The following is a 25,322-nucleotide window of genomic DNA, read 5'->3' as shown; positions in this document are numbered from 1 at the left end:
ATGACCCGCAAACCGATTTCCGCACGCTTGTTGCCGCTGGCGTTGGCCGTGGGCGGCCTGATGGGCAGCAGTGCTGCATCGGCCCTGACCTTGTTGCAGGCTTATGAAGCGGCGCTGCAGAACGACCCGGCTTATCGCGCCGCCTACTACCAGGCGGAAGCGGGTAAAGAGAACCGTATCCTCGGCCGTTCGGCGCTGTTGCCGTCGGTGAGCGGGGCATACTCGGGCTCCCAGAACCGCAGCACCCTGAACTACAATGGCGGCAAGGACGTCGCGCAGGACTATATCTCCCGTTCGGCCACCATCCAGGTGCGTCAGCCATTGTTCAGCATGGACGCCTGGGCACGCTACAAGCAGGGCGCGGCGCAGAGCGAGTATGCGGCCGCGCAGTTTGACAGCCAGGCGCAGGAAGTGCTGATGCGGGTCTTGGGCAACTATTTTGAAGTGCTGCTCAAGGAAGACCAACTGGCTTATGCCAAGGCTGAACGCGACATGTACGTGGAACAGCGCAACGTCAACGACCTGCTCTACAAGCGCGGCGAAGGCACCCGCACCGATTTACTGGAAACCCAGTCGCGGCTGGAATTGGCCGAAGCACAGCTGCTGGAAACGCAAGATGCATTGAACAATGCGCGGGAGGCGCTGAACGCCACCGTTGGCGCCAGCGTCGAGCTGGGCGCGCTGGACCACTTGCGTCCGGGCCTGAGCGTGGAGCGCGCCGACATCAAGGGGTTTGAGACCTGGCGCGCGCTGGCGCTGGCGAACAATCCGGATATCCGCACACAGCAGAAAAACATCGAGATCGCCAAGCAGGAAATCAACAAACAGCGCGCCGGGCATGCGCCGCGTGTCGACCTGGTCGGCACTTATGGCAAGACTTCGTCCGACACCCTGTCGACCATTGACCAGGACACCACGGTGCGCAGCATCGGTTTCCAGGTCAACATCCCGTTCTACAGCGGTGGCGCCGTCAGTGCTTCGACCCGTCAGGCGGTGGCCAACCGCGAGAAGGCGTTGGCCGACCTGCAGGGGCAGACCGACAAAGTGCTGCTGGATTTGCGCAAAAACTATAACCAGATCGTTAGCAGCCAGCCCAAGTTTGATGCGCTGGAACGTGCGGTGGCGTCGGCCAAGCTGCTGATTACCGCCACCGAACAAAGCATCAAGGGCGGCGTGCGCATCAATCTGGATCTGTTGACGGCCCAGCGCCAGTTGTTTGGCGCGCAGCGAGACCTGGCGCAAGCCCGCTATGGCTATCTGCTGGCCGTGCTTCGGCTGCGCGCCGACGCTGGCACATTGACGCCGGAAGACGTTCGGATGGTGGCCGCTTACTTCGAGTAAGCCTTCGCATCCATTAAAAAAAAACCTGCGGCGCCGCGTGGCGCTCGCAGGTTTTTTTTATTGCCAGAGTCCGCTGTCGGCTTAGTCGGCTCAGTCCGCTTTTTGCTGGCCGTAGCAATGCGGGCACGATTTCTCGTACACGTATTCCGGCGACAGCTGCTGGCGCGGGGTGACCACGGCGCGGCAGTTGAAGCATTGCACGGTCTCGGTCGGTTCCAGTTTCGGGTTGAGCGCGGTACGGTAGTCGAACACGAAGCAGTCGCCGGTGTAGTGGGCGCCGCCGACTTCCTCGAAGTACTTGAGGATGCCGCCTTCGAGCTGGTAGACGTTGTCGTAGCCGATGTTCTGCATGTGGATCGCGGCTTTTTCGCAGCGGATGCCGCCGGTGCAGAAGGTGACCACGGTCTTGCCGGCGAAGTCGTCCTTGTGGGCGGCGATCACGTCCGGGAACTCGGTGAACTTCTTGATGCGGTAGTCGACCGTGTGGTCGAAGGTGCCGACGTCCACTTCGAAATCGTTGCGGGTGTCGACCATCACCACCGGCTTGCCGTTGTCGTCGACGCCGTTGTCGAGCCAGCGCTTGAGCGTGTGGGCTTCGACGAACGGGGCGCGGCCTTCTTCCGGCTTGATCAGCGGCATGCGCATGGTGATGATTTCTTTTTTGATCTTGACCAGCATGCGCTTGTGCGACTGCTCGGCCGAGTAGCTTTCCTTCACTTCCAGGTCGGCGAAGCGGGCGTCGCTGCGCACCCAGGCCAGGAACTCGTCGATATTGCCGCGCGGGCCGGACAGGAACATATTGATGCCTTCCGGAGTCAACAGGATCGTGCCTTTCAGACCGAGACGGGCGCAGATGTCCTGGTACTGCGGGCGCATCTCTTCCGTGTTGTCGAACGTGATGAATTTGTAGGCGGCGATGTTGACGTGCTGTGCTGCAGCGCCAGCATGCGCTTCAGCTTGTAAAGCGGTATTAGCTTGCATGATGGTTAAGGAATCAAAAAAGGGGAAGGCGACATTATACGCGCGATTGCAAAGGAATTCTTGCGCTTGCATAGAATTTGAGCATGGCTTGCGCCACCTCATGGCGACAAATTTTGAGCGTCGGATGATATCCGTCTGAATTTTTGTCTTCGTCATGCGGACAACTTTGGTGTGAGGGGAACGTCTAATAAGAAAACGTTGGAGAAGTTTCGCATCGCGCTCGTGGTGCATGTTGCTTCTCCCTATACTGTGCTGTACCTGCCGAATGGCGAGTATCTGTCGGGATGGAAATTGAGCGAAGAGCAACTACAGTGTTTGTTGAATAGCGGCAGGCTAGGAGGAGGTGGGACATGAATACAGCATTTGACCGGTACTCCGATCTTATCAAGCGATTTTTGAGCCGGCAATGGTCGGCTCAGGAATCTAGTGACCAATTCCTCGAAGCTTTTAAGAACGAAACTGAGCCGCTAGGAGTAGTGCTGTTTAGCTTGCTTGATGAACTCTTTGGGGATGCGGAATCTTACACAGCCGATGAAATATTGCTTTCTAAAGATCCCGATTTTTATCTTGATAAGGTCGGCTTGGAAGCAAAGGCACGCGATATTATGCAACGCATGAAAGCGTGGCGTCGGCAGCAATCAGAGATTCGGCGCGCAGTGAAGGAGAATTCTGAGCTGCCTGCTGACTTTGTCGGTGACGCGCTGATGTCGATGGCTGAGCCGCGTGATGACGCTGTGCCATTCGTTCCTCGCAGCGCCAAGCGTAGTGAAGGTTCCGACTGAATCAGATTTATCGGTCCGGGCCGCTGCGCGGTAAAATAGGGGGTTATCGGACCTGTATTGAACCCACCTATGAACATGGTAGCAAACGAACAAGAAATGACCAGCACTGCAGTGGTACCGGCGGGACCGTCTTTCGTCCATTTGCGCGTGCACTCGGAATATTCCATCGTCGACGGCCTGGTCCGCATCGACGACCTGGTCAAGCAAGCCGCCAAGGACAAGCAGGGCGCGCTGGCGGTCACCGACCTGGCCAATATGTTCGGCATGGTGAAGTTCTACAAGTCGGCGCGCGGCAAGGGTATCAAGCCGGTGGTCGGCGTCGATGTCTGGATCACTAACGATGAAAACCGGGATAAACCATCCCGGTTAATGCTGTTCGCCAAGAACCGCATGGGTTATCTGCAGCTGTGCGAACTGCTGTCGCAAGCCTGGCTGACCAACCAGTACAAGGGCCGCGCCGAGATCCGCACCGAGTGGCTGCAAGAGCTGACCACCAAGACCTACGCGCTGCTGCCCAACGACAGCCCGGCCAATGGCCTGATCGCCCTGTCCGGCGCCCACTTTGGCGACGTCGGCATGGCCATCGAAAATGGCAATCCGGCGCTGGCCGAAGCCAACGCCCGCAAGTGGGCCCAGCTGTTCCCTGGCCACTTCTACATCGAGATCCAGCGCGCCGGCCAGCCGAACCAGGAGATGCAGGTGCGCCATTCGGTGGCGCTGGCGTCGAAGCTGGGCCTGCCGGTGGTGGCCACCCATCCGGTGCAATTCATTTCCAAGGACGAGTACATCGCCCACGAAGCGCGCGTGTGTATCGCCGAGGGCGAGATGCTGGCCAATGCCAAGCGCGTCAAGCGCTTCAATGAGCAGATGCGCTTCCTGACGCAGGCCGAGATGGGCGAGCTGTTCCACGACCTGCCGGCCGCGTTGCAGAACTCGGTGGAAATCGCCAAGCGCTGCAACCTGACCCTGACGCTGGGCAAGCCACAGTTGCCGAACTTCCCGACCCCGGGCATGACCATCGATGAATTCCTGCGCGCCGAAACCCGCAAGGGCCTGGAAGAACGCCTGATCCAGCTATACCCGGATCCGGAAAAGCGCGAAGCCAACCGCAAGCGCTACGAAGACCGGCTGGAGTTCGAGAACAACACCATCATCAACATGAAGTTCCCCGGCTACTTCCTGATCGTGGCGGAGTTTATCCAGTGGGGCAAAAACAATGATGTGCCGATCGGTCCGGGCCGTGGTTCCGGCGCGGGCTCGCTGGTGGCGTACGCGCTGAAGATTACCGATCTGGATCCGCTCAAGTACAACCTGCTGTTCGAACGTTTCCTGAATCCGGAACGGGTCTCGATGCCCGACTTCGATATTGACTTCTGCCAGGAAAAACGAGAGCTGGTGATCCAGCACGTGAAGGACCTGTACGGCCGCGACGCGGTGTCGCAGATCGCCACCTTCGGTACGATGGCGGCCAAGGGCGCGATCCGCGACGTCGGCCGCGTGATGGACTTCGGCTACAACTTCTGCGACGGCGTGTCGAAACTGATTCCGTTCAAGCCGGGCAAGCCGGTGTCGATCGCCGAGGCGATCGAAGAAGAACCGATGCTCAAGGAGCGCCAGCAAAACGAAGAGGAAGTGGCGCAGCTGCTGGACCTGGCGCAGCAGGTCGAAGGCATCACCCGTAACATCGGCATGCACGCCGGTGGTGTGCTGATCGCGCCGGGCAAGCTGACCGACTTCTGCCCGCTGTACACCCAGGGTGGCGACGGCGGCGTGGTGTCGCAGTACGACAAGGACGACGTCGAAGCCGTCGGCCTGGTGAAGTTCGACTTTTTGGGTCTGACGACCCTGACCATTCTCGACCGCGCAGTCCGCTATATCAAGGCGCTCGATCCGGCCGAGTCGGAATTCGACCTGGCCAAGCTGCCGCTCAACGACCGTCCATCGTACGAGCTGCTGACCAAGGCCAAGACCGTGGCCGTGTTCCAGCTGGAGTCGCGCGGCATGCAGGGCATGCTGAAAGACGCGCGTCCCGACCGCTTCGAAGATATTATCGCGCTGGTGGCGCTGTACCGTCCGGGCCCGATGGACCTGATCCCGGACTTCTGCAAACGTAAGCACGGCGAAAAATTCGACTATCCCGATCCGCGCACCGAATCGATTCTGTCCGAAACCTACGGCATCATGGTGTATCAGGAGCAGGTGATGCAGATGGCGCAGATCGTCGGCGGCTACTCGCTGGGCGGCGCCGACATGCTGCGCCGCGCGATGGGTAAAAAGAAAGCCGAGGAGATGGCCGAGCACCGCGCCATCTTCCGCGCCGGCGCCGCCAAGGACGGCCTGTCGGAGCAAAAGGCCGACGAGATCTTCGACTTGATGGAAAAGTTCGCGGGCTACGGCTTCAACAAATCGCACGCCGCCGCCTACGCGCTGCTGTCGTATCACACCGCCTATCTGAAGGCGCACCATCCGGCCGCGTTCATGGCAGCCAATATGTCGCTGGCGATGGAGGACACCGAGAAGGTCAAGATCCTGGTCGAAGATGCGATCGATATCTGCGGCCTGACCATCCTGCCGCCGGACATCAACAAATCCGACTTCCGCTTCGTGCCGGACGGCCCGCCGCCTTCGGTCACCGGCAAGAAAGTCACGCAAATCCGCTACGGCCTGGGCGCCTGCAAGGGCGCGGGCCAGAACGCCATTGAGGCCATCATTGCCGCGCGCAACGCCAACGGTCCGTTCACCAGCCTGTTCGACTTCTGCAAGCGGGTCGACAAGAAGCAGATCAACCGCCGCACGATTGAATCGCTGATTCGCGCCGGCGCCTTCGACGGCTTCGGCGTCGACCGCGCGGTGTTGCTGGCCTCGGTTGGCTTCGCGATGGAGTACGCCGACCAGCAAGCCAAGTCGGCCAACCAGGTCAGCCTGTTCGGCGGCGACGACAGCGATCTCGAACCGCCGCCCGATTATGTGAAGGCCGCGCCGTTTACCGACCGCCAGAAACTGGCGGAAGAGAAGATCGCGCTGGGCTTCTACCTGTCGGGCCACATGTTTGACTCGTTCGCGCCGGAAGCGCGCCGTTTTGCCCGCACCAAGCTGGCCGATCTGGAACCGTCGCGCGATCCGCGCATGCTGTGCGGCGTGATCACCGGCATCCGTCCGCAGATGACCCAGCGCGGCAAGATCCTGATCGTCACGCTGGACGACAAGAGCGCGGTGGTGGAGGTGACGGTGTACTCCGAGGTGTTCGAAGAGAACAAGCACATGTTCAAGGAGGATGAATTCCTGGCGGTGATCGGCAAGGTGTCGGAGGATCGTTTCAACGGCGGCTTGCGGATTTCGGCGGAGAAGGTGTTCGACATCATCAGCTCGCGCGTCAAGCACGGCAAGCAGCTGGGCATGGCGCTGCCGACCACGGTCGATGCGAAGAAGGTGGCCGAAGTGCTGGCGCCGTACCGCCAGGCCGACGGTTTGCCGATTTCGGCGCGCATCCAGCCGCAGGGCGTGAGCTGCGTGCTGCAGTTCGGGGAAGGGTGGCGGGTGGCGCCGTCCGACGAGTTGCAACTGGCGCTCAAGCAAGTGCTTGGCGCCAGCGAAGTAGCGGTCGAGTATTAAAGCTGCTGGGTTACGCCAGTGATGGCGTAACCTTTCAACCCGATCTGCGCCAGGGTGTGCTCGATATGGTAGCGGGGGAGTTCGTCATGGTCGTCGTCGACTTCCACGTGCTGGGCTTCGGGGTGCCAGTCGGTGTTGGTGGCTTCCTGCGGAATGGGCTTACCTTCCGGGACCGCCAGATAGCTGTGTTTGCCCTGTGCTTCATCTCGGCAATAAATATCCACGCGCATGGTATTTCTCCTCGGACGAAAATCCCATGTTACCGGATTTCTTTACGCTAGTGCGTACTTATCCTCGTCCTCTGCCATCGGCAGGAAGGCTGGCTCGGCCAGCACCGGCACGGCTTCCATGCGCGGCGCGCGCAGGCTGACCGTCATCGCTTGCGCCAGTTCGCACAGGGTTTCATGGCGCTTGCGCGCCTCCGAGCGCTTCTTCGAGGCGATGGCTGCCAGGTCAGGCGCGCAAATCGCCTCGCTGGCCAGCTGGTAGTCGCCGTCGGTGCGCGCCTCTGCGTCCAGCTCTTGCCATAAGGCATCGTAATCCGCATGCACCTTGCCCTGGCGGGTGGCGCTGCACACCACGCGGTTGGCGTTGCTGACCAGTCGCAGCGTGGCGCAGCCGTGGTCGTGGGCGAACTGGCTGAGCAGCTTGAGCATCAGGTTTTTCGGTCGCAGGCCGTGCAGCTCGCGGGTGGCGTCCTTGATCAGTTGCAGGCCGTGCTCGCCGCGCGGGCCCTGCATGCAGCCGATGCCTAGCGCCATGCCGTCATCGCCGTGGACGAAAGAAAAGGCGCAGCTGTACACCAATTCATCTTGCTGCAGCAGTTGCAGCACCAGCTCGCCCTCGCGCTCCATCGGCTCAATGGCGCGCAACTGCAGCTGGTAGGGCAGGCCGCTCTTGCCTTCTATGCGGGCCAGCGTCACCGCGCCGCGCGCCGCCTGCACCGTCAGCGGGCCGAGGCCGAGGCGGAAGAGGTGGCGGTAGTGCGCGCGCAGCAGCGCCAGGCGATCGCCGATCGGCATGGTGTTGCTCAGGTAGGGGCGGTAGATCTTGTACAGCAGGCGCGGACGCGCCTTGACCAGGTCGGCAAACAGCGGATGGGAGTTCAGCAGTTCCAGCCAGCCATAGGTGGCACGGCGATGCACGGCCGCGCGGACGGACAGCTTGAGGGTCTCGCGCAATTGCTTGAGGCCGGTGAAGCCTGCGGCGCCGGAGCGGACGGTGATGGACTGCGGCATTGGAACTCTTCCAGGGGGAGCCTTGTGGGCGAGCCGCGAGTGTAGTGTTCATGTAACGCAATGTAAATTGGGGTAAAGATCTAAGGATTTCCCGTAATAATTGCTGCTTAGCTAATTGAAGTGTTGTATAGAGGAGAGCGTGCTGTGCTAAGGGTTACGCGTACTATTAAAAAGCAATGCACGATGTACTGAGGCAACGCATAATGATACATTGCGATACAAACCGTCCCGTATGACCGCCTCTCCCTTGCCCCGTTACCTGGTATTCCCGGTGTTCATCGCCTTGTACCTGTTGTTTGACTGGGCCACCTACATCGATCCGCTGTATGGGCTGAACATCACGCCGTGGAATCCCGATCCGGCGCTGGGCATGGTGTTGTGGCTGGTGTACGGCTGGCGCTCGGCGCTGCCGTGGTGGATTGCGCTGGTGCTGGGCGAGGTGGTGGTGCGCGGCATGCCGGCCGGGCTGGTATTAACCTTGCTTCTGTCGCTGTGGCTGACCATCGGCTACGGCGCCATCGGCATGGTATTGCACCGGACCTTCGGCAACAGCGGCGTGTTCGACAGCCGCCACCGGTTGTTCCAGTGGGTGCTGATCGTGGTGGTGGGGACGCTGCTGAATGACATGGTCTACATGTCGCTGCTGTCGCTGGCGGGGCTGATCCCGCCGGGCCAGTGGGGCGCGGTGGTGGTGCGCTTCGGCATCGGCGACATGGTGGGGGTGCTGGTGTCGATGCCGCTGGTGTGGATGCTGTCCAGCGCGCAGGGGCGGGCGCGCTTGCGCGCCACGGTGTGGAATGTCGAAACGCTGGGCTACCTGGCGCTGGCGATCGGCGTGCTGGTGCTGGTGTTCGGCACCATCCTGACCTCGGAGTTCACGCATTTCTACTTCCTGTTCCTGCCGGTGATCTGGGCCGCCTCGCGCCAGGGCTTGTACGGCACGGCGCTGATGGTGTTTGTGCTGCAGCTGGGCATCGGCGCTTTGGTGAAGTGGAATAACACCCTCAGCATCGAGGTGCCGGAGCTGCAGATGCTCGATGCGATGCTGGCGCTGGTCGGCTTCTCCCTCGGCATTGTGGTGGACGAGCTGCGCCGGGTGTCGAACGATTTGAAACAGTCCTTGCGGCTGGCGGCGGCGGGCGAGATGGCGGCCGCGCTGGCGCACGAACTGAACCAGCCGCTGACGGCGCTGGCCGCCTACGGCAAGGCCTGCGAATTCCTGCTCGAGCGCGGCGACAACGATGGCGGCGAAATGTTGAAAAGCGCGATCCAGCGCATGATCGCCGAGTCGGGGCGGGCGGCCGACGTGGTGCGGCGCCTGCGCGACTTCTTCCGCACCGGCGCCATGAAGCTGGAAGCGGTCGATGCGGCGCAGCTGGTGTCGAGCGTCAGCCAGCAGTTCTTCGCCCAGCTGCGCGAGCATCAGGTGGCGCTGGACGTGGCAGAGATGCCGTCGCTGGCGATGCTGGCCGACCGCCTGCAGATCGAGCTGGTGCTGCGCAACCTGCTGGCCAATGCGCTCGATGCGGTGGCTGAGCAAACGGCTGGCGAACGCCGCATCCGGGTGTCGCTGCAACTGCTCGACAGCGAGCGCCACGGCAAGGCCAGCTGCCTGCAGCTGACGGTGGAAGACAGCGGCAAGGGCGTGTCGGAAGAACTGGCGGCGCGCCTGTTTGAACCTTTTGTATCGTCCAAGGCCAGCGGCATGGGACTGGGCCTGGTGTTGAGCCGGGCCATTATGGAAGCGCACGGCGGCTCGCTCTGGGCCGAAGTGGGCGATCACGGCATATTCAAGATGGCGCTGCCGCTGGCGCGCCGTGGAGTGGAAGGGCAGGAAAACTATGCAGCATGATTTGACCGTATTCATTGTCGACGACGACCCGGCCGTACGCGACGCGCTGGGCTTGCTGCTGGGCGTGCGCGGCTACCGCACGGCCGTGTTCGCCAGCGCCGAAGCCTTCCTGCAGGGTTGGCAGGCCACGTGGAGCGGTTGCCTGCTGGTCGATATCCGCATGTCGGGCATGGATGGGTTGGCCTTGCAGCGCGAGCTGCTGGCGCGCGACAGCGGCATGCCGGTGGTGGTGATGAGCGGGCACGGCGACGTCAGCACGGCGCGTGCGGCGTTCAAGGCCGACGCCGTGGATTTCCTTGAGAAGCCGTTCGACGACGCCAAGTTGATCGCGGCCATCGATGAAGCGCTGGCGCGGGCGCGGGCCAACCACAGCGAGCAGCAGCGCCGCAGCCGCAGCGCCAGCCTGCTGAACGAGCTGACGCCGCGCGAGCGCGAAGTGATGCAGCTGGTGGTGCTGGGCCGCCACAACCGCGACATCGGCCCGGCGCTGGGCATCAGCGTGCGCACGGTGGAAGTGCACAAGGCGCGCCTGATGAGCAAGCTGGGCGTGGACAACGTGGCCGACCTGGTCCGCATCAGCATGCTTGAAAGCGAGTAGAGCATTCGGGGTCAGCTCTGTCATTTGGACACGGCGGAACTAATCCGGAAAATTTAGTTCCCGAATGTCCAAATGACAGAGCTGACCCTGAATTTACGGAAGTTAACGTTGGGCGGCGCGGGTGCGTTCCAGGCGCTGCCATAGCTTGAGTTTGCGCACGGCGGTTTGCTGCAGGTGGAACCAGCGGTTGCCGTCCAGCGCGCGCTGCACCTGGCGCGCGGTGCGGGCCGCCTGCTTACCGCCGCCGGCCATGCCGGCCAGCACTTGCTGCGGCGGCGCGAACAGGCTGTCGAGGAAGATGCCGCGCACCTTGCCGCGCACCGCATCGCCGGCCTTGGCTGGCAGCTGGTAGGAATTCTTCACCATGCCGATGTAGAAGTGGCACGCCGCCACATCGAACTGCGCGCGCACCGCCGCGCTCACGCCGGCGCGCTCGAAATGCGGCTTGACCGCCGCCAGCGCCGACACGAAATCCACACACCACTGCTCGCTGATCACGCGCGTGATGCTGACCGGATGCTGGCGATACGCCAGCAGCACGTGCGGCAGGTACACCAGGCTGCGGCAGCGCTGCAGCAGGCGCGGCACCACCGCCACGTCCTCGAACAGGCGGCGCGACGGGAACAGCGGCATCGCTTCCTGCGCATAGATCTCGCGCCGGAACACCTTGCACCACACGTACATGTGGCGGTCGTTGAGGAAGGAGGTCAGGATCGCGTCCTGGCAGGTGATGGTCTGCTCCGGCGCATAGCTCATGTAGACGTCGCGGTCCTTGTCCGGCGCGTCCGGATGCCACATGCGCAGCGCGGTGGCGATCACGTCCGGGCGCTGGGCCGCGATCACCCGTTCCAGCGCTTCCAGCGAACGCGGCAACAGCCGGTCGTCGCTGTCGACAAACAGGATGTATTCGCCGCGCGCTTCCATCAGGGCGCGGTTGCGGGCGTCGGCGATGCCCTGGTTGGGTTGCACCACCAGCCGGATCTGCAGGCGCGGATAGGCTTGCTGCACGGCCTGCACGCGCGCCACGGTGTCGTCGGTGGAGCCGTCGTCTACCATGATCAGCTCGTGGCGCTGGTGCATCTGCGCGACGATGTGGTCGAGGCAGTCCGTGATGTAGCGCCCGACGTTGTAGCCCGGCACCAGGATGCTCAGCAGCGGACCGTCGGCGTGCAGCGGTTTCATGCCCGCAGCCCCTTCACCGCCAGCACGGTGCGGTCAGCCGCGCGCTGCAGCACGGTGGCGCGGTTGCTGGTTTCCTGGTCGCGCGCGTTTTCTTTGTGCCACAGGTGCAGCACTTCGGTGGCGTAGGCGCCGTCCTTGCGCATCACCCCGGCATTGAACAGGCGCACCACCAGGTCGGAATCTTCATGGCCCCAGCCGAGGAAGCTTTCGTCGAAGCCGTTCACGAGGTCGAGGTCGCTACGCCACACGGCCAGGTTGCAGCTTTTGATGCGGCGCCAGGTGAAGCGGCGGCTGGTGCGGCCGACGTCGGGCAGGGTGAACAGCAGCGGCAGCACTTTGTTGAGCTCGCCCCGGCGGCGCCACGCCAGCAGGTCGGCCGGGCCCAGCGCGTTCAGGTCGAGGTGCTGGGCCAGCACGCGCGCCGTGGCGCGCTCGTTGAGCAGGATGCGGCTGCCCTGCACCAGATAGCCGCGCTGCGCCAGCTTGCGGTGCTGGCTGATAAAATTGCGCTGCGGGACGCAGTCGCCGTCGAGGAAGACGATGTACTGGCCACGGGCGTCGAGCGTGCCGAGGTTGCGCGCGCGCGCCGCGCGGAAGCCGAGGTCTTCCTGCCACACATGGCGCAGCGGCACCGGCGAGCGCGCTTGCAGCGCGGCCACCGCCTGTTGCGTGTTGTGGCCCGAGCCGTCATCAGCGATAATGATTTCGAACCCGAGGTCGTCCTGGGCGAAGCAGGCTTCGACCACGGCGGTGAGCGCATCCGGCCGGTTGTAAGTAGTGATAACGACGGAAATAAGGACGGATGACATAGGAAGCTGTAGTAATTGCTTTCTTGCAATAAACGATAATATGAATGAATAATACCTCAGCCCAGTCCGCGACCAGCACTGTCTTTATCCACAGCCTGATTTTCCTGTTTCCATTCTTGCTGCTGATCACCCGGATCGGGGTCGGCTTGTGCAGTTTCGCCTTTTTGATCACGGCACTGGTGACCTGGCGGCGCGGCTGGCCCGAGCTGCTGCGCCATCTTACTGAGATTCGCCCGGTATTGGTAGCGTTCGCCGCGACGCTGGTGCTGGCGCTGGTGTTGGGCCTGCTGAGCGGCGACGGCCGCCTGCGCGACCTGGAGAAACCGTTCCGCATGCTGGCCGCATCGACCGTGATGCTGACCGTGCTGGCTTGCCGTCCCAGCCGCAAGGCCCTGTGGTGGGGCCTGATCGCCGGCGCCGTGGCCGGCGCCGTGTTCATCGCCTACCAGCGCTGGGGCCTGGGGGTCGACCGTCCGGGCGGCTTGATCAACTCGATTACCTTTGGCGACATCATGCTGTGCATGGCGCTGATGTGCCTGGCCGGCACGCTGGACTTCGCCGGCCGCAGCGCCATCTGGCCCGGCCTCGGCGCGCTGGCCGGCCTGGTCGGCTCGATCGCCAGCGGCACCCGGGGCAGCTGGATCGCCGTGGTGTTTGCCGCCGTGCTGCTGGTGCGCTACGGCCACGTGCTGCGCGGCCGCCTGCGCAAGGGCGTGGCGCTGCTGGCGCTGGCGCTGGTGGTGAGTACCTACTTCATTCCCCAGACCGGCGCCCGTGAGCGCATCGACGAGGGCATCAGCGACGTGCAGCAGTATTTCAACGGCGGCCCGACCTATACCAGCGTCGGCATCCGGCTTGAGCTGTGGCGCAGCGCGCTGCAGCTGATCGAGCGCCATCCGCTGCTGGGCGCCTCCATCCCCACCGTGCGCAGCGAGATGGAAGGGCTGGTCAGCAGCGGCAAAGCCCACCCGTATGTGCTGGAGTTCGAGCACTTCCACAACGATATCCTGCAGGCGCTGGTGTTCGGCGGCGTGGCCGGGCTGCTGGCCTGGGGCGCCACACTGGTGGTGCCGTTCCTGTTCTTCCGCCGCCAGATGCACCATAGCGCCCAGCTCAATGCGCCGGCGCTGGCCGGCATGCTGCTGGTCTTGAGTTATTTCAGCTTCGGCCTGACGGAAGTGATCTTCTGGTCGGTGCGCAGCAATATGTTTTACGCGATGATGCTGTTCCTGCTGGCAGGACTGAGCCTGAACGCGAAGGAGAAAGCCCAGTGAGCGAATTGCGTACCTTGATTATTTCCCCCAACTGGATCGGCGACGCCGTGATGGCGCAGCCGCTGCTGCAGCTGCTGCGCGCGGCCCATCCGGAGCGGGCCATCGACGTGCTGGCGCCGCCGGCGGTGGCGGCCGTGTGGCGCCAGTGCGCCGAGGTCGACGAGGTGCTGGAAACGCCGTTCCGCCACGGCGCCCTGCAACTGAAACAGCGCTGGCAGTACGCCCGCCTGCTGCGCAAGCGCGGCTACGCCGACGCCTACATTCTGCCCAACACCATCAAGTACGCGCTGATCCCGTGGCTGGCCGGCATCGCCAGACGGGTCGGCTACAAGGGTGAAAGCCGCTACGGCATGATCAATGTGATGCACCACGACGAACTGCCGCCGCGCCCGATGGTGGCGTTTTACGCGGCGCTGGCCAAGCCGCCGGTGACGGTGCAGGGGCCGGGCCTGCGCGCCGCCTTGCCGCGCCCTCGCCTGCTGGTGACCGATGCGCAGGCGGCGGCAGTGTTTGAACGCCTTGCCCTCGATCCGGCGCGGCCGCTGGTGGCGATGGCGCCGGGCGCCGAATTCGGCGGCGCCAAGCGCTGGCCGGCGCGCCACTTCGCCGGTCTGGCGCAGGAGGTGCTGAAGCGCGAGCCGTCGACACAGATCGCGTTGCTCGGTTCGCCCAAGGATAAAGAAGCCTGCGCCGAAGTGGCGGCCGCCCTGCCGGCGGACGCCACGGTGTTCAACCTGGCCGGCGCCACCAGCCTGCCGGAGGCGATCGCCCTGATTGCGCGCGCGGCCGCCGTGGTGGCCAACGACTCCGGCCTGCTGCACATCGCCTCGGCGCTGAACCGCCCGGTGCTGGCGCTGTACGGCCCCACCGATCCCGACCACGCGCCGCCGTTTTCGGATATGGCCGCCTCGCTGTCCCTGCGGCTCGATTGCGCGCCGTGCAAGCAGCGCGAGTGCCCGCTCGGCCATCAGGATTGCATGGTCAAGCTGACGCCCGACCTGGCGTGGCAAAAGCTGCAACCGATGCTGGCGCGCTGAACGGCACTGAGGTATAACATCAGGAGTGCCACCCACTGCGCTCCACTATGCTCAAGCGCTATTCCATCACCTTCTGGGCCACGGTGTTTGTCAGCGTGGTCTGCCTGTCGCTGGTCGGCATCGACGTCTGGCGCAGCCTGAACGCGCGCAGCTTCCTGCTGCAGGACATGGAGCGGCTTGGCGCCAACGTGGCGCGGGCGATGGCGCAGCAGGCCGACGACACCATCAAGGCGGCCGACACCGCGCTGGCCGACATGGTCGAGCGCCTCGAAACTGAAGGCCAGGGCGACAAGGCACTGGCGCGGCTGCAAAGACAGATGCAGGCGCAGGTGGCAAATCTGCCACAGCTGGTGGGCTTGTTTGTGTACGACGAAAACGGCCGCTGGATCGTCAATTCGCGCGGCCAGCTGAGCCAGGCCTACAACAACGCCGACCGCGAATACTTCATCTACCACCGCACCCACACCGGGCGCGCGCCGCATGTGGGCGAGCCGGTGATCAGCCGTTCCAGCGGCCAGTGGATCATGCCGGTGTCGCGCCGCCTCGACAAGCCGGACGGCAGCTTCGGCGGCGTGGTGCTGGCCACGCTCGACATCGATTATTTCCGCCGCTATTACCAGGGCTTTGACATCGGCGCGCGCGGCGCGGTCGGGCTGATTTCCAATACCGGTGTGCTGATGCTGCGCCACCCGTTCGATGGCGGCCGCATCGGCGCCAGCATGCGCGACAGCGAGCTGTATCGCCACTACGCGCAGCAAAGCGGCGCGGCGCGCACCGGCAGCCAGTTCTTCCACTCGTCGCACGACGGCGAGCTGCGCCTGCAAAGCTTCCGTCCGCTGGAGCACTATCCCTTGTTTGTCACGGCCGGCCTGTCGCGCGAGGAAATGCTGGAGCGCTGGCGGCGCGACACCTTCACGCGCTCGATCGGGGTGGTGGTGCTGGCGGCGCTGATCGGCTTTTTCGGCAAGCGGCTGGTGGACCAGATCAAGCGGCGCGAGCAGGCCGAGGCCGAGCTGCGCAAGGCGCGCGACGCGCTGGAGACCGCCAACCGCACGCTCGAGCGGCAAGCCATGCAGGACGGCCTGACCGGGCTGGCCAACCGGCGCCAGTTCGACGTCACGCTGGGCAATGAGTTCAGCCGCGCCACCCGGCAAGGCAGCACGCTGGCCTTCATCATGATCGATGTCGATTACTTCAAGCAGTACAACGACCGCTATGGCCACAGCGCCGGTGATGAAGTGCTGCGTTCGATCAGCAAGTTGATCCGCGCGCTCACGCCCAAGCGGCCCGGCGATTTGAGTGCGCGTTACGGCGGCGAGGAGATCGGCATCGTACTGCCGAATACCGACATCCACGGCGCCGAGGCGGTGGCCGAGCGCATCCGGCAGGCGGTGGAGAAGTTGCAGTTGCCGCACAGCGGCAGCCCGTTCGGCCATGTGAGCTTGTCGGCCGGCGTGGCCACCATCACGCCCCGGCGCGGCGTGCACCTGAGCAGCATGCTGGTGGAGGCGGCCGACAAGGCGCTGTACGTGGCCAAGTCGGAAGGGCGCAACCGCGTGCGCCTGGCCGAACCCTAAGTGCGTCGTTCCGGCGGAGGCCGGAACCCAATGCTGGCGGCCTATTAGGTTCCGGCCTGCGCCGGAACGACGTTACTTTTCCAGCCGGTGCAGGGCGGCGCGGGCGATTGGCGGCGAGACGATATGGGCGCCGTCGAATTCCTGGTACGCCACGTCGTAACCCTCCTGCGCCAGCCGCTGGGCGATGGCGGCGGCGCGCGCCACCGGCAGCACGCGGTCGTCGCGGCCGTGCGAGACGAATACGCGCGGCTCGCCCTCGCGCCGCAGCGGCGCCATGAAGCCGGGCGAAAACGCCAGGATATCGCTGAACATCAGGCCATTCATCAAGCCCACCGACAACGCATATGACGCGCCATCGGAAAAACCGGCAATCGCCATCGCTTGTTCGTCCACTTCGTAGCGCTGCATGGTCCACAGCAGCAGGCGGTCGATGAAGGCCAGGTCGGCGCCGAAGCCGCCCAACAGGAAATCCCAACTGCGGCCGTGGGCGTCGGGGATCAGCAGCAGCGCGCCGTGACGGATCGCATGCGCCAGCGCGATGTGATCGCCGCCGCCGTGCTGGCCGCCGGCGCCGTGCAGCAACAGCAGCAAATGCAGCAGGCGGCCCTCCTCATTGGCCTGCGGCGGCACATGCAGCACCGCCTTGCGGCCATCGGCAAACGCCAGCTGGTGGGTGCCGGCCTCCAGCGGCGGCTGGCGCTGGTGATCCATTTGCCGCAGCACCTCCGGCCGCGCATGCAGGCGGCCGTCGGCGTAGGGGGCGGGCGCAGTCGTCATCAGTCGGTGACCGGGAAACTGAAGCGCGTCACGGTGCCGTTCGGCGTGGTGACGGTGACGCTCAGCGCGCCGCTGGTGATGTTGTTGGTGCAGTTGAGCGCGGTGTCCTGCCCGGCATCGCTGAGCATCGATACGGTGTACACCCAGGCGCTGGAATCGGCGGCGTTGGTGTTCTGCACCGTGGCGGCGGCAGAGCCGAGGATGATGCCGTTGGAGGTGCTGAACTGGATGCTGGTGCCGGCCGGCAGCGGATTGCCGGGACGGTCGGCCAGCCACAGCGGATCGCCGGCGTGGGCGGACATGCGGTTGGTGGCAAACACGGTCGGGTTGCTGTCGCGGATGGCAAAGCTGAAGCTGCGCGTGTCGTTGACGAAGGCGGCGCCGTTGGTGCAGTGCGCGAGCGCCAGCGTGCCGGTGCCGGTGGCGCTGCTGAGCAGGCTGACCGCCGGCGTGCTGTCGGACAGCACCATCACCAGCGACTGCCGCACGTGCACCGTGCCGTTGCTTGGCGTGGCTTGCAGCACGCCGTTGTAGGCGCCGTTGCCGCCCTGGTCCCAGCTGCCGTTGCCGTTGGAGTCGATGTACTGCTCGCCGGCGAAGCGCATGGCGTTGCTGATGGTGTACAGGTCGTCGATACCGTTGGCATTGGCGTCGGTGACGGCGCGGTCGTTGCGGAACGGATCGCCCAGATCGGTGAACTGTTCGCCGGCGTCGTAGCGGTTGTTGCCGTTGGTGTCGACGAAGCTCTCTTCGCCCAGCGCGTACGCCAGGATGGTGACGCGGCCATCGGCCGGACGTGGATTGCCGGCGCAGAAGCGCACCGTGCATTCGCCCGGCGTGCCTTTCTGCGTCAACACGCTGCCGTCGGGCTGGGTGGTCTGAATCAGGCCGGTCAGGCAGGATGCCTCGATGTTGCCGCCTTCGGCCGTGAAGCTGACCGCCGTGCCGTCCGGCGCCGGGTTGTGGAAGTGGTCGGCCAGGCGCGCGGTGATGGCGGTGCCGGTGGGCGCGGTGCAGCCGTTGAACTGGCCGCCCTCGACATTCTTGATGGCGGCGCTGAGCGAGAAGCTGTTTTGTTCCGGCACGCCGGTCGACACCACCAGCTGGTCGGACAGGGTGCTGACGCTGCTGCCGGACAGCGTGGCGCTGACCCGCACTGGCGTGTTGACGGTGCCGCCCATGACCGTGGTGCTGGCCAGACCGCCGGTGCCGCTGGTGGCGCTGGCCGCGCTCAGCGCCAGGCCGCCGACGGTGGTGTCGAGTGCGAAGTTGACTTGCTGGCCGACCACCGGATTGCCGCTGGCGTCCAGCACCTTGAAGGTGACCACGCTGCTTTCCTGGCGTCCGGCGCCGCCGGTGCCTTTCAGCGCGATGGTCTGCGGCGAGGCCGAGACAAAGGTCAACTGGCTGGCGCTGGCGCCGGGCTTGGCGCCGATGGTGTAGTTGGCGCTGGCCGAGACGGCGGTGCCGCCGACGGTGGCGGCCGCCGTGACCACGTAGCCGCCGGCCGTGCTGGCCGCGCCGGGGCCGATCTGCAGTGTGGCCTTGCCGTTGCCGTCGCTGACGGCGCTGCCGCCGGCGGCCGAGAACACGGCGTTCTTGTCGGTGCTGGTGAAGGTCACCACGATGTTGGGCACGGCGGCGTTGCTGGCGTCCTTCAGTACGGCGCTGACGGTGGCGTTGGCGCCGGGCGCGATGGTGGTGACGGCGGCGCCGCTGCTGTCGGTCAGCGTCAGCGTGATGGCCGGCTTGCCGGTTGGCGTGGTGGTGGTGCCGCAGCCCGGCAGGTTAGGGTCGCGATTCGGATCGATGGTGGTGCAGCCGGTGCTGCCGCCGCCACCGCCGCCACAGGCAGATAGCAAGAGTGCGCACATCAGGGCCAGCAAATAACGCAAGGTCATGTCGTCTCCTGTTAATTGGTGCCGGCCATCGCGGGCAGCAGGTTGCGATAGAGGTTGAGCATCGCAGGGCCCAGCAGCACCACCAGCAAACTCGGGAAGATGAAGAAGATCAGCGGGAACAGCAGCTTGAGCGAGATCTTGGCCGCATGCTCCTCGGCGCGCTGGCGGCGCTTGGTGCGCAGCTGTTCCGACTGCACCCGCAGCGAATCGGCGATACTGGTGCCGAAGCGGTCGGCCTGGATCAGCATGGTGACCAGCGCATCGACGTCCTCCACGCCGGTGCGCAAGGCCAGGTTGCGCAAGGCCTTGTCCTTGGCGCTGCCGGCGCGCAGTTCCAGCGTCACCAGCTGCATCTCTTCGGCCAGCACCACGGATTTCAAACCGATCTCGTTGGCCACGCGCGCGAGGGCGGCGTCCATTGCCAGGCCGGCTTCCACGCACACCGTCATCAGGTCGAGCGCGTCGGGGAAGGATTCGAAGATGTCGCGCTGGCGCGTCTTGACCACGTGGTTGAGCACGACGTTGGGCAGGTAGTAGCCGGCGCCGCCGGCGATCACCATCCAGAACATCTTGACGTTGCCGTCGGTGGCCACGGCCTTGCTGCTCAGGTAGAGGAACACGATCAGCGGCAGCAGCACGGCCAGCCCGGTTTTGCCGGCGTAGAACAGCGCCGGCGTCGACGGCGTGCGCCAGCCGGCATTGATGAAGCGCATGCGCACCGGCGAGTTTTCCCAGCCCTCGGTCGGCAGCGATAGTTTCGCCAGCGGCGCCGCCAGGTTGACGATGGCTTCGATCCACACCGCGCTCTTGCGCGTGACCTGGCTGCGGTCGTGCAGCGCTTCCAGCCGGTCCTTGACCGGGTTGGCGGTGAACAGGCGCACCGCCAGCACCACGCCGCCAAACACCGCGATGAACACCACGAACAGGAACATGAGCTGGATGATGGTCATGGCTGCCTCCTCAAATCCGGATGGTGGTGATGCGGCGGATGGCGAACATGCCGATCACCATCAGCGCGGCCGCCACGGTCAGCATCTTGCGTCCGCCCGGATCGGTGAACAGTACTTCCAGCGAACCGGGATTGACCACCGACACCAGCCCGCCGACGGCAAACGGCATCAGGCCCAGTACCCAGGCCGACATGCGGCCCTCGGCCGACATCACCTTCACTTGCCCGAGCAGCTTGAGGCGGTCGCGGATGATGGCGCTGATCGAGGCCAGCAAGTCGGTCAGGTTGCCGCCGGTCTCGCGCTGGATCAGCACCGCGATCACGAAGTAGCGCAAGTCGGTGCTGGGCACGCGCAGCGCGAGGTTCATCAGCGCGTCCGGCATTGACACGCCGAAGTTGACCTCGTCGAACACGATGCGGAATTCGGCGCCGAGCGGATCGGGGATTTCCTCGCCCACCATTTTCAGCGCGGTGGGGAAGGCGTGGCCGGCGCGCATGGCGCGGCCCATCATGTCGAGCGCGTCGGGCAGCAAGGATTCGATGCGCAGGATGCGCTTGCGCTTGGCGCGCAGCGCTTCGAACACCGGCAGCGAGGCCACCGCGCACGCCACCATCAAGCGTCCGAACCACGGCAGCCGCAGCGCGCTGGCGACGATGAAGCCGATCAGCAGGCAGCCGCTCATCAGCGCCGCCAGCTGGGCCGCGCTCATGCTGCGTCCCGTTTGCAGCAGCAGCCGGTCCAGCTTCTGGATGCCGGGCAGGCGCGCCAGCAATTGCTGCACGCCCGGGTCGTGCGACAGCGTGCGCTCCTTGGTGATGGAGACCGCCAGTTCGCTGCCGCTGTCGCCGATGGCGTTGCGCAGGCGGCGTGCGATGCGCTCGGCCTCGGGGCCGCGCGCGTTGTTCCAGCCGGTGTAGGCGCCCCACACCGCCAGCGCCACAGCGGCGAAGATCAGGATGATGAATAGCAGCAGCCGCAGGTCCATGATCAGTGCCCCGATGGGTCGAACACGGTGGAGCCGATGTTGACGCCGAAATTGCGCAAGCGCTCAATGAAGCGCGGGCGGATGCCGGTAGCGGTGTGGTGGCCCAGCACCCTGCCGTCGTCGGCCAAACCGGTCTGCTTGAAGGCGAAGATTTCCTGCATGGTGATGATTTCGCCTTCCATGCCGGTCACCTCCTGGATCGACATCACCTTGCGCTTGCCGTCGGTCAGGCGCGAGACCTGGATCACCACGCCGACTGCGCTGCTGATTTGCTGGCGCATGGCCTTGGTCGGCAGGTTGGAGGCGGCCATCGACACCATGTTTTCCAGCCGCGTGAGGCCGTCGCGCGGGGTGTTGGCGTGGATGGTGGCCATCGAGCCTTCGTGGCCGGTGTTCATCGCGCCCAGCATGTCGAGCGCTTCGGCGCCGCGCACCTCCCCAAGGATGATGCGGTCGGGCCGCATCCGCAGCGCGTTGCGCACCAGCGCGCGCTGGGTGACCTCGCCCTTGCCCTCGATATTTGGCGGCCGTGTTTCGAGGCGCACCACGTGCGGCTGCTGCAGCTGCAGTTCGGCCGCGTCCTCGATGGTGACCACCCGCTCGCTGGGGTTGATGAAGCCGGAGATCACATTGAGCATGGTGGTCTTGCCGGAGCCGGTGCCGCCCGAGATCACGATGTTCACTTTCGCCTTGCCAAGGCCTTGCAGCACTTCGGCCATGTCGGCCGTCATCGAGCCGTAGGCCACCAGGTCGGCGAGGCGCAGCGGGTCGGCCGAAAAACGCCGGATCGACATGATGGGGCCGTCGATTGCCAGCGGCGGGATGATGGCGTTGACCCGCGAGCCGTCCGGCAAACGGGCATCGACCATCGGGCTCGATTCGTCGATGCGGCGGCCCACGCGCGAGACGATCTTGTCGATGATCTTCATCAGGTGGGCGTCGTCGCTGAAGGTGACGTCGGTCAGTTCCAGCTTGCCGCGCCGCTCGACGTAGATCTGGCGGTAGGTGTTGACCAGGATGTCGGACACGGTGGGATCTTCCAGCAGCGGTTCCAGCGGGCCGAAGCCGAGCATCTCGTTCTGGATGTCGCGCGTGAGCGTCTTGCGCTCGGCGTCGTTGATCACTACTGCGTCTTCTTCCAGCAGTTTTTCAACCAGGTTGCGCAGCTCGACGCGGATCTGTTCCGGCGTCAGGCGCTGCATGCTTTCGAGGTCGACGCGGTCCAGCAAGGAGGCGTGCAGGCGCTGCTTGAGTTTCTGGTAGGCGCGGTTGTCGATGCCGCCTTGCACGCGTTGGCCGGAACCGCGTATGTCGGCGTTTTCGAGACGTTCGCGCAGCGACACGGGTGTGGTGCTCATGATGCTTTCCTTTTATTTGCGCAAGCCCAGCTTGCCGAGCCAGCCGCCGCCTTGCTGCACCGGCGCCGCTTCGCCGGACAGCTTGCGCGCCAGCTCGGCCAGCGACACGCTCAGCGGCGCGGTCGGCGCCAGTTGCAGCACCGGCACGCCCTGGTTGACCGAGGCGGCCGCCGAGTCGTAGTTGTTGGGGATGGTGAAGGCGATCTCGGCGTCGAAGGCGCTTTCAAGATCTTTCAAACGGATTTCGCTGTGCTTGTCGTGGCGGTTGACGATCAGCTGGATTTTCTCCTTGCCGTATTCGAGCGAGCGGAACACGTTGAGCAGGCGCTTGCTGTCGCGGATGTAGGGCAGGGTGGTTTGCAGGATGGGGAAAATCTGGTCCGCATGGTCGAGCGCGCGGATGCTGACCGCGTCCAGGCTGCGGCCCACGTCCAGCACCACGAAGTCGTACTGGCGGCGCGCCAGCTTGAGGATGGCGTCGATGTGGTCGGGCTTGACGTCGTTGGCGTGGGCCGGGTCGGACGGCGCGGCCAGTACGCCGTAGTTGGGCGTGATGCTCAGCATGGACGAGGTCAGGAACGAGGGGTCGAGCCGGTGGATTTGCTGCGCCACGTCGCTCAAGGTGGCCAGCGGCTTGTGGTCGGAGACGAACAGCGAGGCGTCGCCAAATTGCAGGTTGATGTCGATCAGCGCCACTTTCTGCTTGCCGCTGGCGGCTAGCGCGTAGCCGAGGTTGGTGGCGAGGAAGGTGGCGCCGCTGCCGCCCTTGCACGAGATGAAGGCCAACACCTTGCCGCTGGTCTGGCCGCGCCGCTCGAGTTTTTCGGCGATGCGTTCCAGCGCCGGATACAGCGCGCTGCTGGTGACCGGCGAGGGCAGCACTTCGCGCACGCCGGCGCGCATCGCTTGCAGCAGGAATTGCGGTTCCTGGTCGATGCACAGCGCCACGCAGGCGATGTTGGGATGCTGGGTCGAGAAGCGTTCCAGCTGTTCGAGGTCATCGTCGGCCACTTGCGGGCGGTCGACGATCAGCACATCGGGCATGTGCTCGTCGGTGAGGGCGGCGGTGCGCGCCACGCCGCCTGACAGGTGGTCGATTTCATCGGACGGCGAGCGCGCGCGCAGCAGGCGCATCAGGTCCGCCAGCTGGCGTTCGTCGCGGGAGATAACGGTGATCTTCAAGTGAGCCGCTCCTTAACGTTTGCTGCCGACGCCGATGGTGAAGCCGTTGCCCTGGTCGTCCTTGGTGATGAACGATTGCTGGTAGTTCTGGTAGGCCGCCGCCGCTGCTGCCGCATCGAGGCCGTTGACCGGGCGTGGCGTGCGGCCGGCATCGGGATGCAGCGTCTGCTGGGTGCGCGCCAGCCGCAGGCTGTTGCCGAATTCGCGGTCCAGCGTGGGCGTGGTGCTGCAGGCAGTCAGCAAGGCGGTGAGCAGGATGATGAGTGTTCGCATGGCGCCTCCTAATTGTTGCCGCCGGACGGCACAGGAGTGGCGGGCGCGGGCGGCGGGGGCGAGCCCTCCATCTTCCCGTTCAGGAAGAAGTCGACGCGGCTGGGCTGCACGTAGTCGTCGGTCGGCAGCTTGTGATCGGGCGGCAGCGGCTGCGCCAGATGCGGCGTGACGATGAACACCAGCTCGGTGCGGTCGTTCTGGAAATCGCTGCTGCGGAACAGCGCGCCCAGGATCGGAATCTCGCCCAGGCCGGGGAAGGCCTTGATGCTGCTGGTGACGTTGTTCTTGATCAGGCCGCCAATCGCAAAACTCTGGCCGTCGAACAGCTGCACGGTGGTGGTGGCGCGGCGCGTGGTGAACGAGGGCAGGATGGCGGTGGCGGTGCTGCCGGTGGCGCTGACGCCGATGCCTTCGCGGTTCAGCTCGGACACCTCGGGCGACACGCGCAGGTTGATGCGGCCGCCTTCGAGCACGGTGGGCGTGAACCTGACCGCCACGCCGTACTCTTTTTCTTCCAGCGTGACCTGCGGCGTGCCCGAGGTATTGCTCTGCGAGACCGGGATGAAGATCTTGCCGCCGGCCAGGAAGCTGGCTTCCTGTCCGCTGATGGCCATCACGGTGGGCTCGGCCAGCACCTTGATCAGGCCATCGTTCTTTTGCGCGTCCAGCGTGACGAACTTGCCGCTCTTGTTGTTGAAGGCGTCCACCTTGCTGGGATTGCCGCTGAGGAGGTTGGACAGCATGGTGTAGGTCCAGCTGCCGCGCGAGCCGTTCAGGCCGACGCTGGCGCCGAGCTGGTCGACCAGCGTTTTCGAGACCTCGGCGATTTTCACTTCCAGCATCACTTGCTGCGGCGCCGCCACCGACAGCATGTTGACCACCCGCCCGGCGCTGCCCTGGCCTTGCGACAGGCCGGACATGGGATCCATCGCCTGCTGGAAGGCGGCGCCGGCCGCTGCGCCCGATGCGGCGGATGGCGCGCCGCCGCCGGCCGCCGCTTGTGCAGCTTGCGCCGCCGCGTCGGGCGAGGCCGCACCGCCGCCGCTCATGCCGCTGCGGCCGTTGCGCTGCAGGTAGGCGCTGGTGACGGCGACCACTTGTGATGCTTTCACCGCGTCGGCCACGGTGCCGTGCAGGATTACGGAATTGCCGGAGACGGTGATGCGGATATCGCGCTCATTGGGGAACAGTTCGGTGAACTGGGCGCGCAACGCGGCGGTGTCCAGGCCGACCGTGATATCGATCACGCTGGCCTGGTTGGCGCGGTTCCAGACGATCAGATTGGTGGCGCCGGTGGCCTTGCCCAGCATGTAGATTTCGCTGGGATTGAGCAGGATGACGTCGGCGATTTTGGCGTCGCCGACTGCGACGCGGGCGGCCGGGGAGGGCAGGCGCATCAGCGTGGACTTGCCGGCCGAGAGCGTGATTTCCTTGGCCAGTTCCATTGCCGTGGGCGCGGAGGCCGCAGCGGCGGCAGCGGTGGGGATGGGGGCGGCGGCCGGCGGCTTGGCGCGCTTGGCGTGGGTGGGCGGCGGCGCGGCGCTCAGCAACACCGCCAGGGCGGCAGCCCGCAGCGGTACGAAATGGCATGGCGAAGATACGTTACTCAAGTC

Annotated in this window: 21 protein-coding genes; 8 read left to right on the top strand and 13 right to left on the bottom strand. The window is 64.9% G+C overall.

From position 1 onward, the window contains the following. Entirely contained in the window at nt 1-1,341 is a 1,341-nt protein-coding gene (locus BMZ70_RS14450) for a TolC family outer membrane protein (protein ID WP_092275446.1), read from the top strand. Between the two features lie 90 nt (nt 1,342-1,431). On the opposite strand, the gene BMZ70_RS14445 is transcribed toward BMZ70_RS14450, so the two are convergent. Beyond that, nucleotides 1,432-2,322 carry a sulfurtransferase gene (locus BMZ70_RS14445; protein ID WP_092277855.1) on the bottom strand — a complete coding sequence of 297 codons (891 nt, stop codon included), beginning with the start codon at nt 2,320-2,322 and terminating at the stop codon, nt 1,432-1,434. A 350-nt stretch (nt 2,323-2,672) separates the two neighbouring features. On the opposite strand from BMZ70_RS14445, the gene BMZ70_RS14440 reads away from it, so the two are divergent. Both BMZ70_RS14440 and dnaE read left to right on the top strand, forming a co-directional pair. Beyond that, nucleotides 2,673-3,104 carry a colicin immunity domain-containing protein gene (locus BMZ70_RS14440; protein WP_092275443.1) on the top strand — a complete coding sequence of 144 codons (432 nt, stop codon included), beginning with the start codon at nt 2,673-2,675 and terminating at the stop codon, nt 3,102-3,104. A gap of 69 nt (nt 3,105-3,173) precedes the next feature. Beyond that, nucleotides 3,174-6,716, top strand: coding sequence for a DNA polymerase III subunit alpha (gene dnaE / locus BMZ70_RS14435; protein ID WP_092275440.1), 3,543 nt, complete (start codon nt 3,174-3,176; stop codon nt 6,714-6,716). On the opposite strand, the gene BMZ70_RS14430 is transcribed toward dnaE, so the two are convergent. Both BMZ70_RS14430 and BMZ70_RS14425 read right to left on the bottom strand, forming a co-directional pair. Beyond that, nucleotides 6,713-6,946 (bottom strand): DUF6139 family protein, encoded by a 234-nt coding sequence (locus tag BMZ70_RS14430; RefSeq protein WP_092275437.1) that lies wholly within the window; start codon nt 6,944-6,946, stop codon nt 6,713-6,715. The two genes, dnaE and BMZ70_RS14430, sit on opposite strands and share 4 nt — an antisense overlap. A gap of 42 nt (nt 6,947-6,988) precedes the next feature. Continuing rightward, nucleotides 6,989-7,954: a VirK/YbjX family protein gene (locus BMZ70_RS14425; protein ID WP_092275434.1), complete on the bottom strand. Its 966-nt coding sequence runs from the start codon at nt 7,952-7,954 to the stop codon at nt 6,989-6,991. 232 nt (nt 7,955-8,186) lie between these two features. On the opposite strand from BMZ70_RS14425, the gene BMZ70_RS14420 reads away from it, so the two are divergent. Next, a complete protein-coding gene (locus BMZ70_RS14420; RefSeq protein ID WP_092275430.1) occupies nt 8,187-9,806 on the top strand; it encodes a sensor histidine kinase in 1,620 nt (539 codons plus the stop codon). Continuing rightward, nucleotides 9,796-10,404, top strand: a complete 609-nt coding sequence (locus BMZ70_RS14415; protein WP_092275427.1) for a response regulator transcription factor — start codon at nt 9,796-9,798, stop codon at nt 10,402-10,404. Before BMZ70_RS14420 ends, BMZ70_RS14415 begins: the two co-directional genes overlap by 11 nt. Before the next feature lie 102 nt (nt 10,405-10,506). Here BMZ70_RS14415 and BMZ70_RS14410 read toward each other — a convergent pair whose 3' ends face one another. Continuing rightward, nucleotides 10,507-11,586 carry a glycosyltransferase family 2 protein gene (locus tag BMZ70_RS14410; protein WP_092275424.1) on the bottom strand — a complete coding sequence of 360 codons (1,080 nt, stop codon included), beginning with the start codon at nt 11,584-11,586 and terminating at the stop codon, nt 10,507-10,509. Then, nucleotides 11,583-12,395 (bottom strand): glycosyltransferase family 2 protein, encoded by an 813-nt coding sequence (locus BMZ70_RS14405; protein ID WP_092275421.1) that lies wholly within the window; start codon nt 12,393-12,395, stop codon nt 11,583-11,585. Before BMZ70_RS14405 ends, BMZ70_RS14410 begins: the two co-directional genes overlap by 4 nt. Before the next feature lie 44 nt (nt 12,396-12,439). Here BMZ70_RS14405 and BMZ70_RS14400 point away from each other — a divergent pair, with 44 nt between their 5' ends. Genes BMZ70_RS14400 through BMZ70_RS14390 form a run of 3 tightly spaced genes read left to right on the top strand, consistent with a single transcriptional unit; the run spans nt 12,440 to nt 16,283 of the window. Then, nucleotides 12,440-13,669, top strand: coding sequence for an O-antigen ligase family protein (locus tag BMZ70_RS14400; protein WP_092275418.1), 1,230 nt, complete (start codon nt 12,440-12,442; stop codon nt 13,667-13,669). Continuing rightward, nucleotides 13,666-14,706, top strand: coding sequence for a lipopolysaccharide heptosyltransferase II (gene waaF, locus BMZ70_RS14395; protein ID WP_092275416.1), 1,041 nt, complete (start codon nt 13,666-13,668; stop codon nt 14,704-14,706). The genes BMZ70_RS14400 and waaF overlap by 4 nt, the downstream gene beginning before the upstream one ends. Nucleotides 14,707-14,753: 47 nt before the next feature. Further along, complete coding sequence (locus BMZ70_RS14390) at nt 14,754-16,283, top strand: sensor domain-containing diguanylate cyclase (RefSeq protein ID WP_092275413.1); 1,530 nt, start codon at nt 14,754-14,756, stop codon at nt 16,281-16,283. A 72-nt stretch (nt 16,284-16,355) separates the two neighbouring features. Here the strand turns inward: BMZ70_RS14390 and BMZ70_RS14385 are convergent, their stop codons facing one another. From BMZ70_RS14385 to BMZ70_RS14350, 8 genes are read right to left on the bottom strand one after another with little or no spacing between them, the layout of a single operon-like run. After that, nucleotides 16,356-17,060 carry an alpha/beta hydrolase gene (locus BMZ70_RS14385; protein WP_092275410.1) on the bottom strand — a complete coding sequence of 235 codons (705 nt, stop codon included), beginning with the start codon at nt 17,058-17,060 and terminating at the stop codon, nt 16,356-16,358. Further along, nucleotides 17,060-18,961, bottom strand: coding sequence for an Ig-like domain-containing protein (locus BMZ70_RS14380; RefSeq protein ID WP_092275407.1), 1,902 nt, complete (start codon nt 18,959-18,961; stop codon nt 17,060-17,062). Before BMZ70_RS14380 ends, BMZ70_RS14385 begins: the two co-directional genes overlap by 1 nt. 11 nt (nt 18,962-18,972) lie before the next feature. Continuing rightward, on the bottom strand, nt 18,973-19,911 hold the full coding sequence (locus tag BMZ70_RS14375) for a type II secretion system F family protein (protein ID WP_092275404.1): 939 nt from the start codon (nt 19,909-19,911) through the stop codon (nt 18,973-18,975). 10 nt (nt 19,912-19,921) lie between these two features. Next, the gene (locus BMZ70_RS14370) at nt 19,922-20,896 is read right to left on the bottom strand and encodes a type II secretion system F family protein (protein WP_092275401.1); all 975 of its coding nucleotides are present in this window, start codon (nt 20,894-20,896) and stop codon (nt 19,922-19,924) included. A gap of 2 nt (nt 20,897-20,898) precedes the next feature. Further along, on the bottom strand, nt 20,899-22,254 hold the full coding sequence (locus tag BMZ70_RS14365; RefSeq protein ID WP_092275398.1) for a TadA family conjugal transfer-associated ATPase: 1,356 nt from the start codon (nt 22,252-22,254) through the stop codon (nt 20,899-20,901). Between the two features lie 12 nt (nt 22,255-22,266). Further along, nucleotides 22,267-23,436: a CpaE/TadZ family protein gene (locus BMZ70_RS14360; protein ID WP_092275395.1), complete on the bottom strand. Its 1,170-nt coding sequence runs from the start codon at nt 23,434-23,436 to the stop codon at nt 22,267-22,269. A gap of 12 nt (nt 23,437-23,448) precedes the next feature. Then, the gene (locus tag BMZ70_RS14355) at nt 23,449-23,709 is read right to left on the bottom strand and encodes a hypothetical protein (RefSeq protein ID WP_092275392.1); all 261 of its coding nucleotides are present in this window, start codon (nt 23,707-23,709) and stop codon (nt 23,449-23,451) included. Between the two features lie 8 nt (nt 23,710-23,717). Further along, complete coding sequence (locus tag BMZ70_RS14350) at nt 23,718-25,319, bottom strand: type II and III secretion system protein family protein (protein WP_229205409.1); 1,602 nt, start codon at nt 25,317-25,319, stop codon at nt 23,718-23,720. Between the last annotated feature and the right edge of the window lie 3 nt (nt 25,320-25,322).

Origin of the sequence: Duganella sp. CF402 (assembly GCF_900109645.1) — a bacterium.
In the GTDB taxonomy this organism is placed as follows: Bacteria; Pseudomonadota; Gammaproteobacteria; order Burkholderiales; family Burkholderiaceae_D; genus Rugamonas.
Note: the sequence above shows the minus strand (reverse complement) of the source record. Positions and strands in the feature narration are given on the sequence as shown.

Excerpts from the sequence above, each read along its gene's own strand:
- BMZ70_RS14450 (WP_092275446.1), top strand. The coding sequence starts at position 1 with ATGACCCGCAAACCGATTTCCGCACGCTTGTTGCCGCTGGCGTTGGCC.
- BMZ70_RS14445 (WP_092277855.1), bottom strand. The coding sequence starts at position 2,322 with ATGCAAGCTAATACCGCTTTACAAGCTGAAGCGCATGCTGGCGCTGCA.
- BMZ70_RS14440 (WP_092275443.1), top strand. The coding sequence starts at position 2,673 with ATGAATACAGCATTTGACCGGTACTCCGATCTTATCAAGCGATTTTTG.
- dnaE (WP_092275440.1), top strand. The coding sequence starts at position 3,174 with ATGAACATGGTAGCAAACGAACAAGAAATGACCAGCACTGCAGTGGTA.
- BMZ70_RS14430 (WP_092275437.1), bottom strand. The coding sequence starts at position 6,946 with ATGCGCGTGGATATTTATTGCCGAGATGAAGCACAGGGCAAACACAGC.
- BMZ70_RS14425 (WP_092275434.1), bottom strand. The coding sequence starts at position 7,954 with ATGCCGCAGTCCATCACCGTCCGCTCCGGCGCCGCAGGCTTCACCGGC.
- BMZ70_RS14420 (WP_092275430.1), top strand. The coding sequence starts at position 8,187 with ATGACCGCCTCTCCCTTGCCCCGTTACCTGGTATTCCCGGTGTTCATC.
- BMZ70_RS14415 (WP_092275427.1), top strand. The coding sequence starts at position 9,796 with ATGCAGCATGATTTGACCGTATTCATTGTCGACGACGACCCGGCCGTA.
- BMZ70_RS14410 (WP_092275424.1), bottom strand. The coding sequence starts at position 11,586 with ATGAAACCGCTGCACGCCGACGGTCCGCTGCTGAGCATCCTGGTGCCG.
- BMZ70_RS14405 (WP_092275421.1), bottom strand. The coding sequence starts at position 12,395 with ATGTCATCCGTCCTTATTTCCGTCGTTATCACTACTTACAACCGGCCG.
- BMZ70_RS14400 (WP_092275418.1), top strand. The coding sequence starts at position 12,440 with ATGAATAATACCTCAGCCCAGTCCGCGACCAGCACTGTCTTTATCCAC.
- BMZ70_RS14390 (WP_092275413.1), top strand. The coding sequence starts at position 14,754 with ATGCTCAAGCGCTATTCCATCACCTTCTGGGCCACGGTGTTTGTCAGC.
- BMZ70_RS14385 (WP_092275410.1), bottom strand. The coding sequence starts at position 17,060 with ATGACGACTGCGCCCGCCCCCTACGCCGACGGCCGCCTGCATGCGCGG.
- BMZ70_RS14380 (WP_092275407.1), bottom strand. The coding sequence starts at position 18,961 with ATGACCTTGCGTTATTTGCTGGCCCTGATGTGCGCACTCTTGCTATCT.
- BMZ70_RS14375 (WP_092275404.1), bottom strand. The coding sequence starts at position 19,911 with ATGACCATCATCCAGCTCATGTTCCTGTTCGTGGTGTTCATCGCGGTG.
- BMZ70_RS14370 (WP_092275401.1), bottom strand. The coding sequence starts at position 20,896 with ATGGACCTGCGGCTGCTGCTATTCATCATCCTGATCTTCGCCGCTGTG.
- BMZ70_RS14365 (WP_092275398.1), bottom strand. The coding sequence starts at position 22,254 with ATGAGCACCACACCCGTGTCGCTGCGCGAACGTCTCGAAAACGCCGAC.
- BMZ70_RS14355 (WP_092275392.1), bottom strand. The coding sequence starts at position 23,709 with ATGCGAACACTCATCATCCTGCTCACCGCCTTGCTGACTGCCTGCAGC.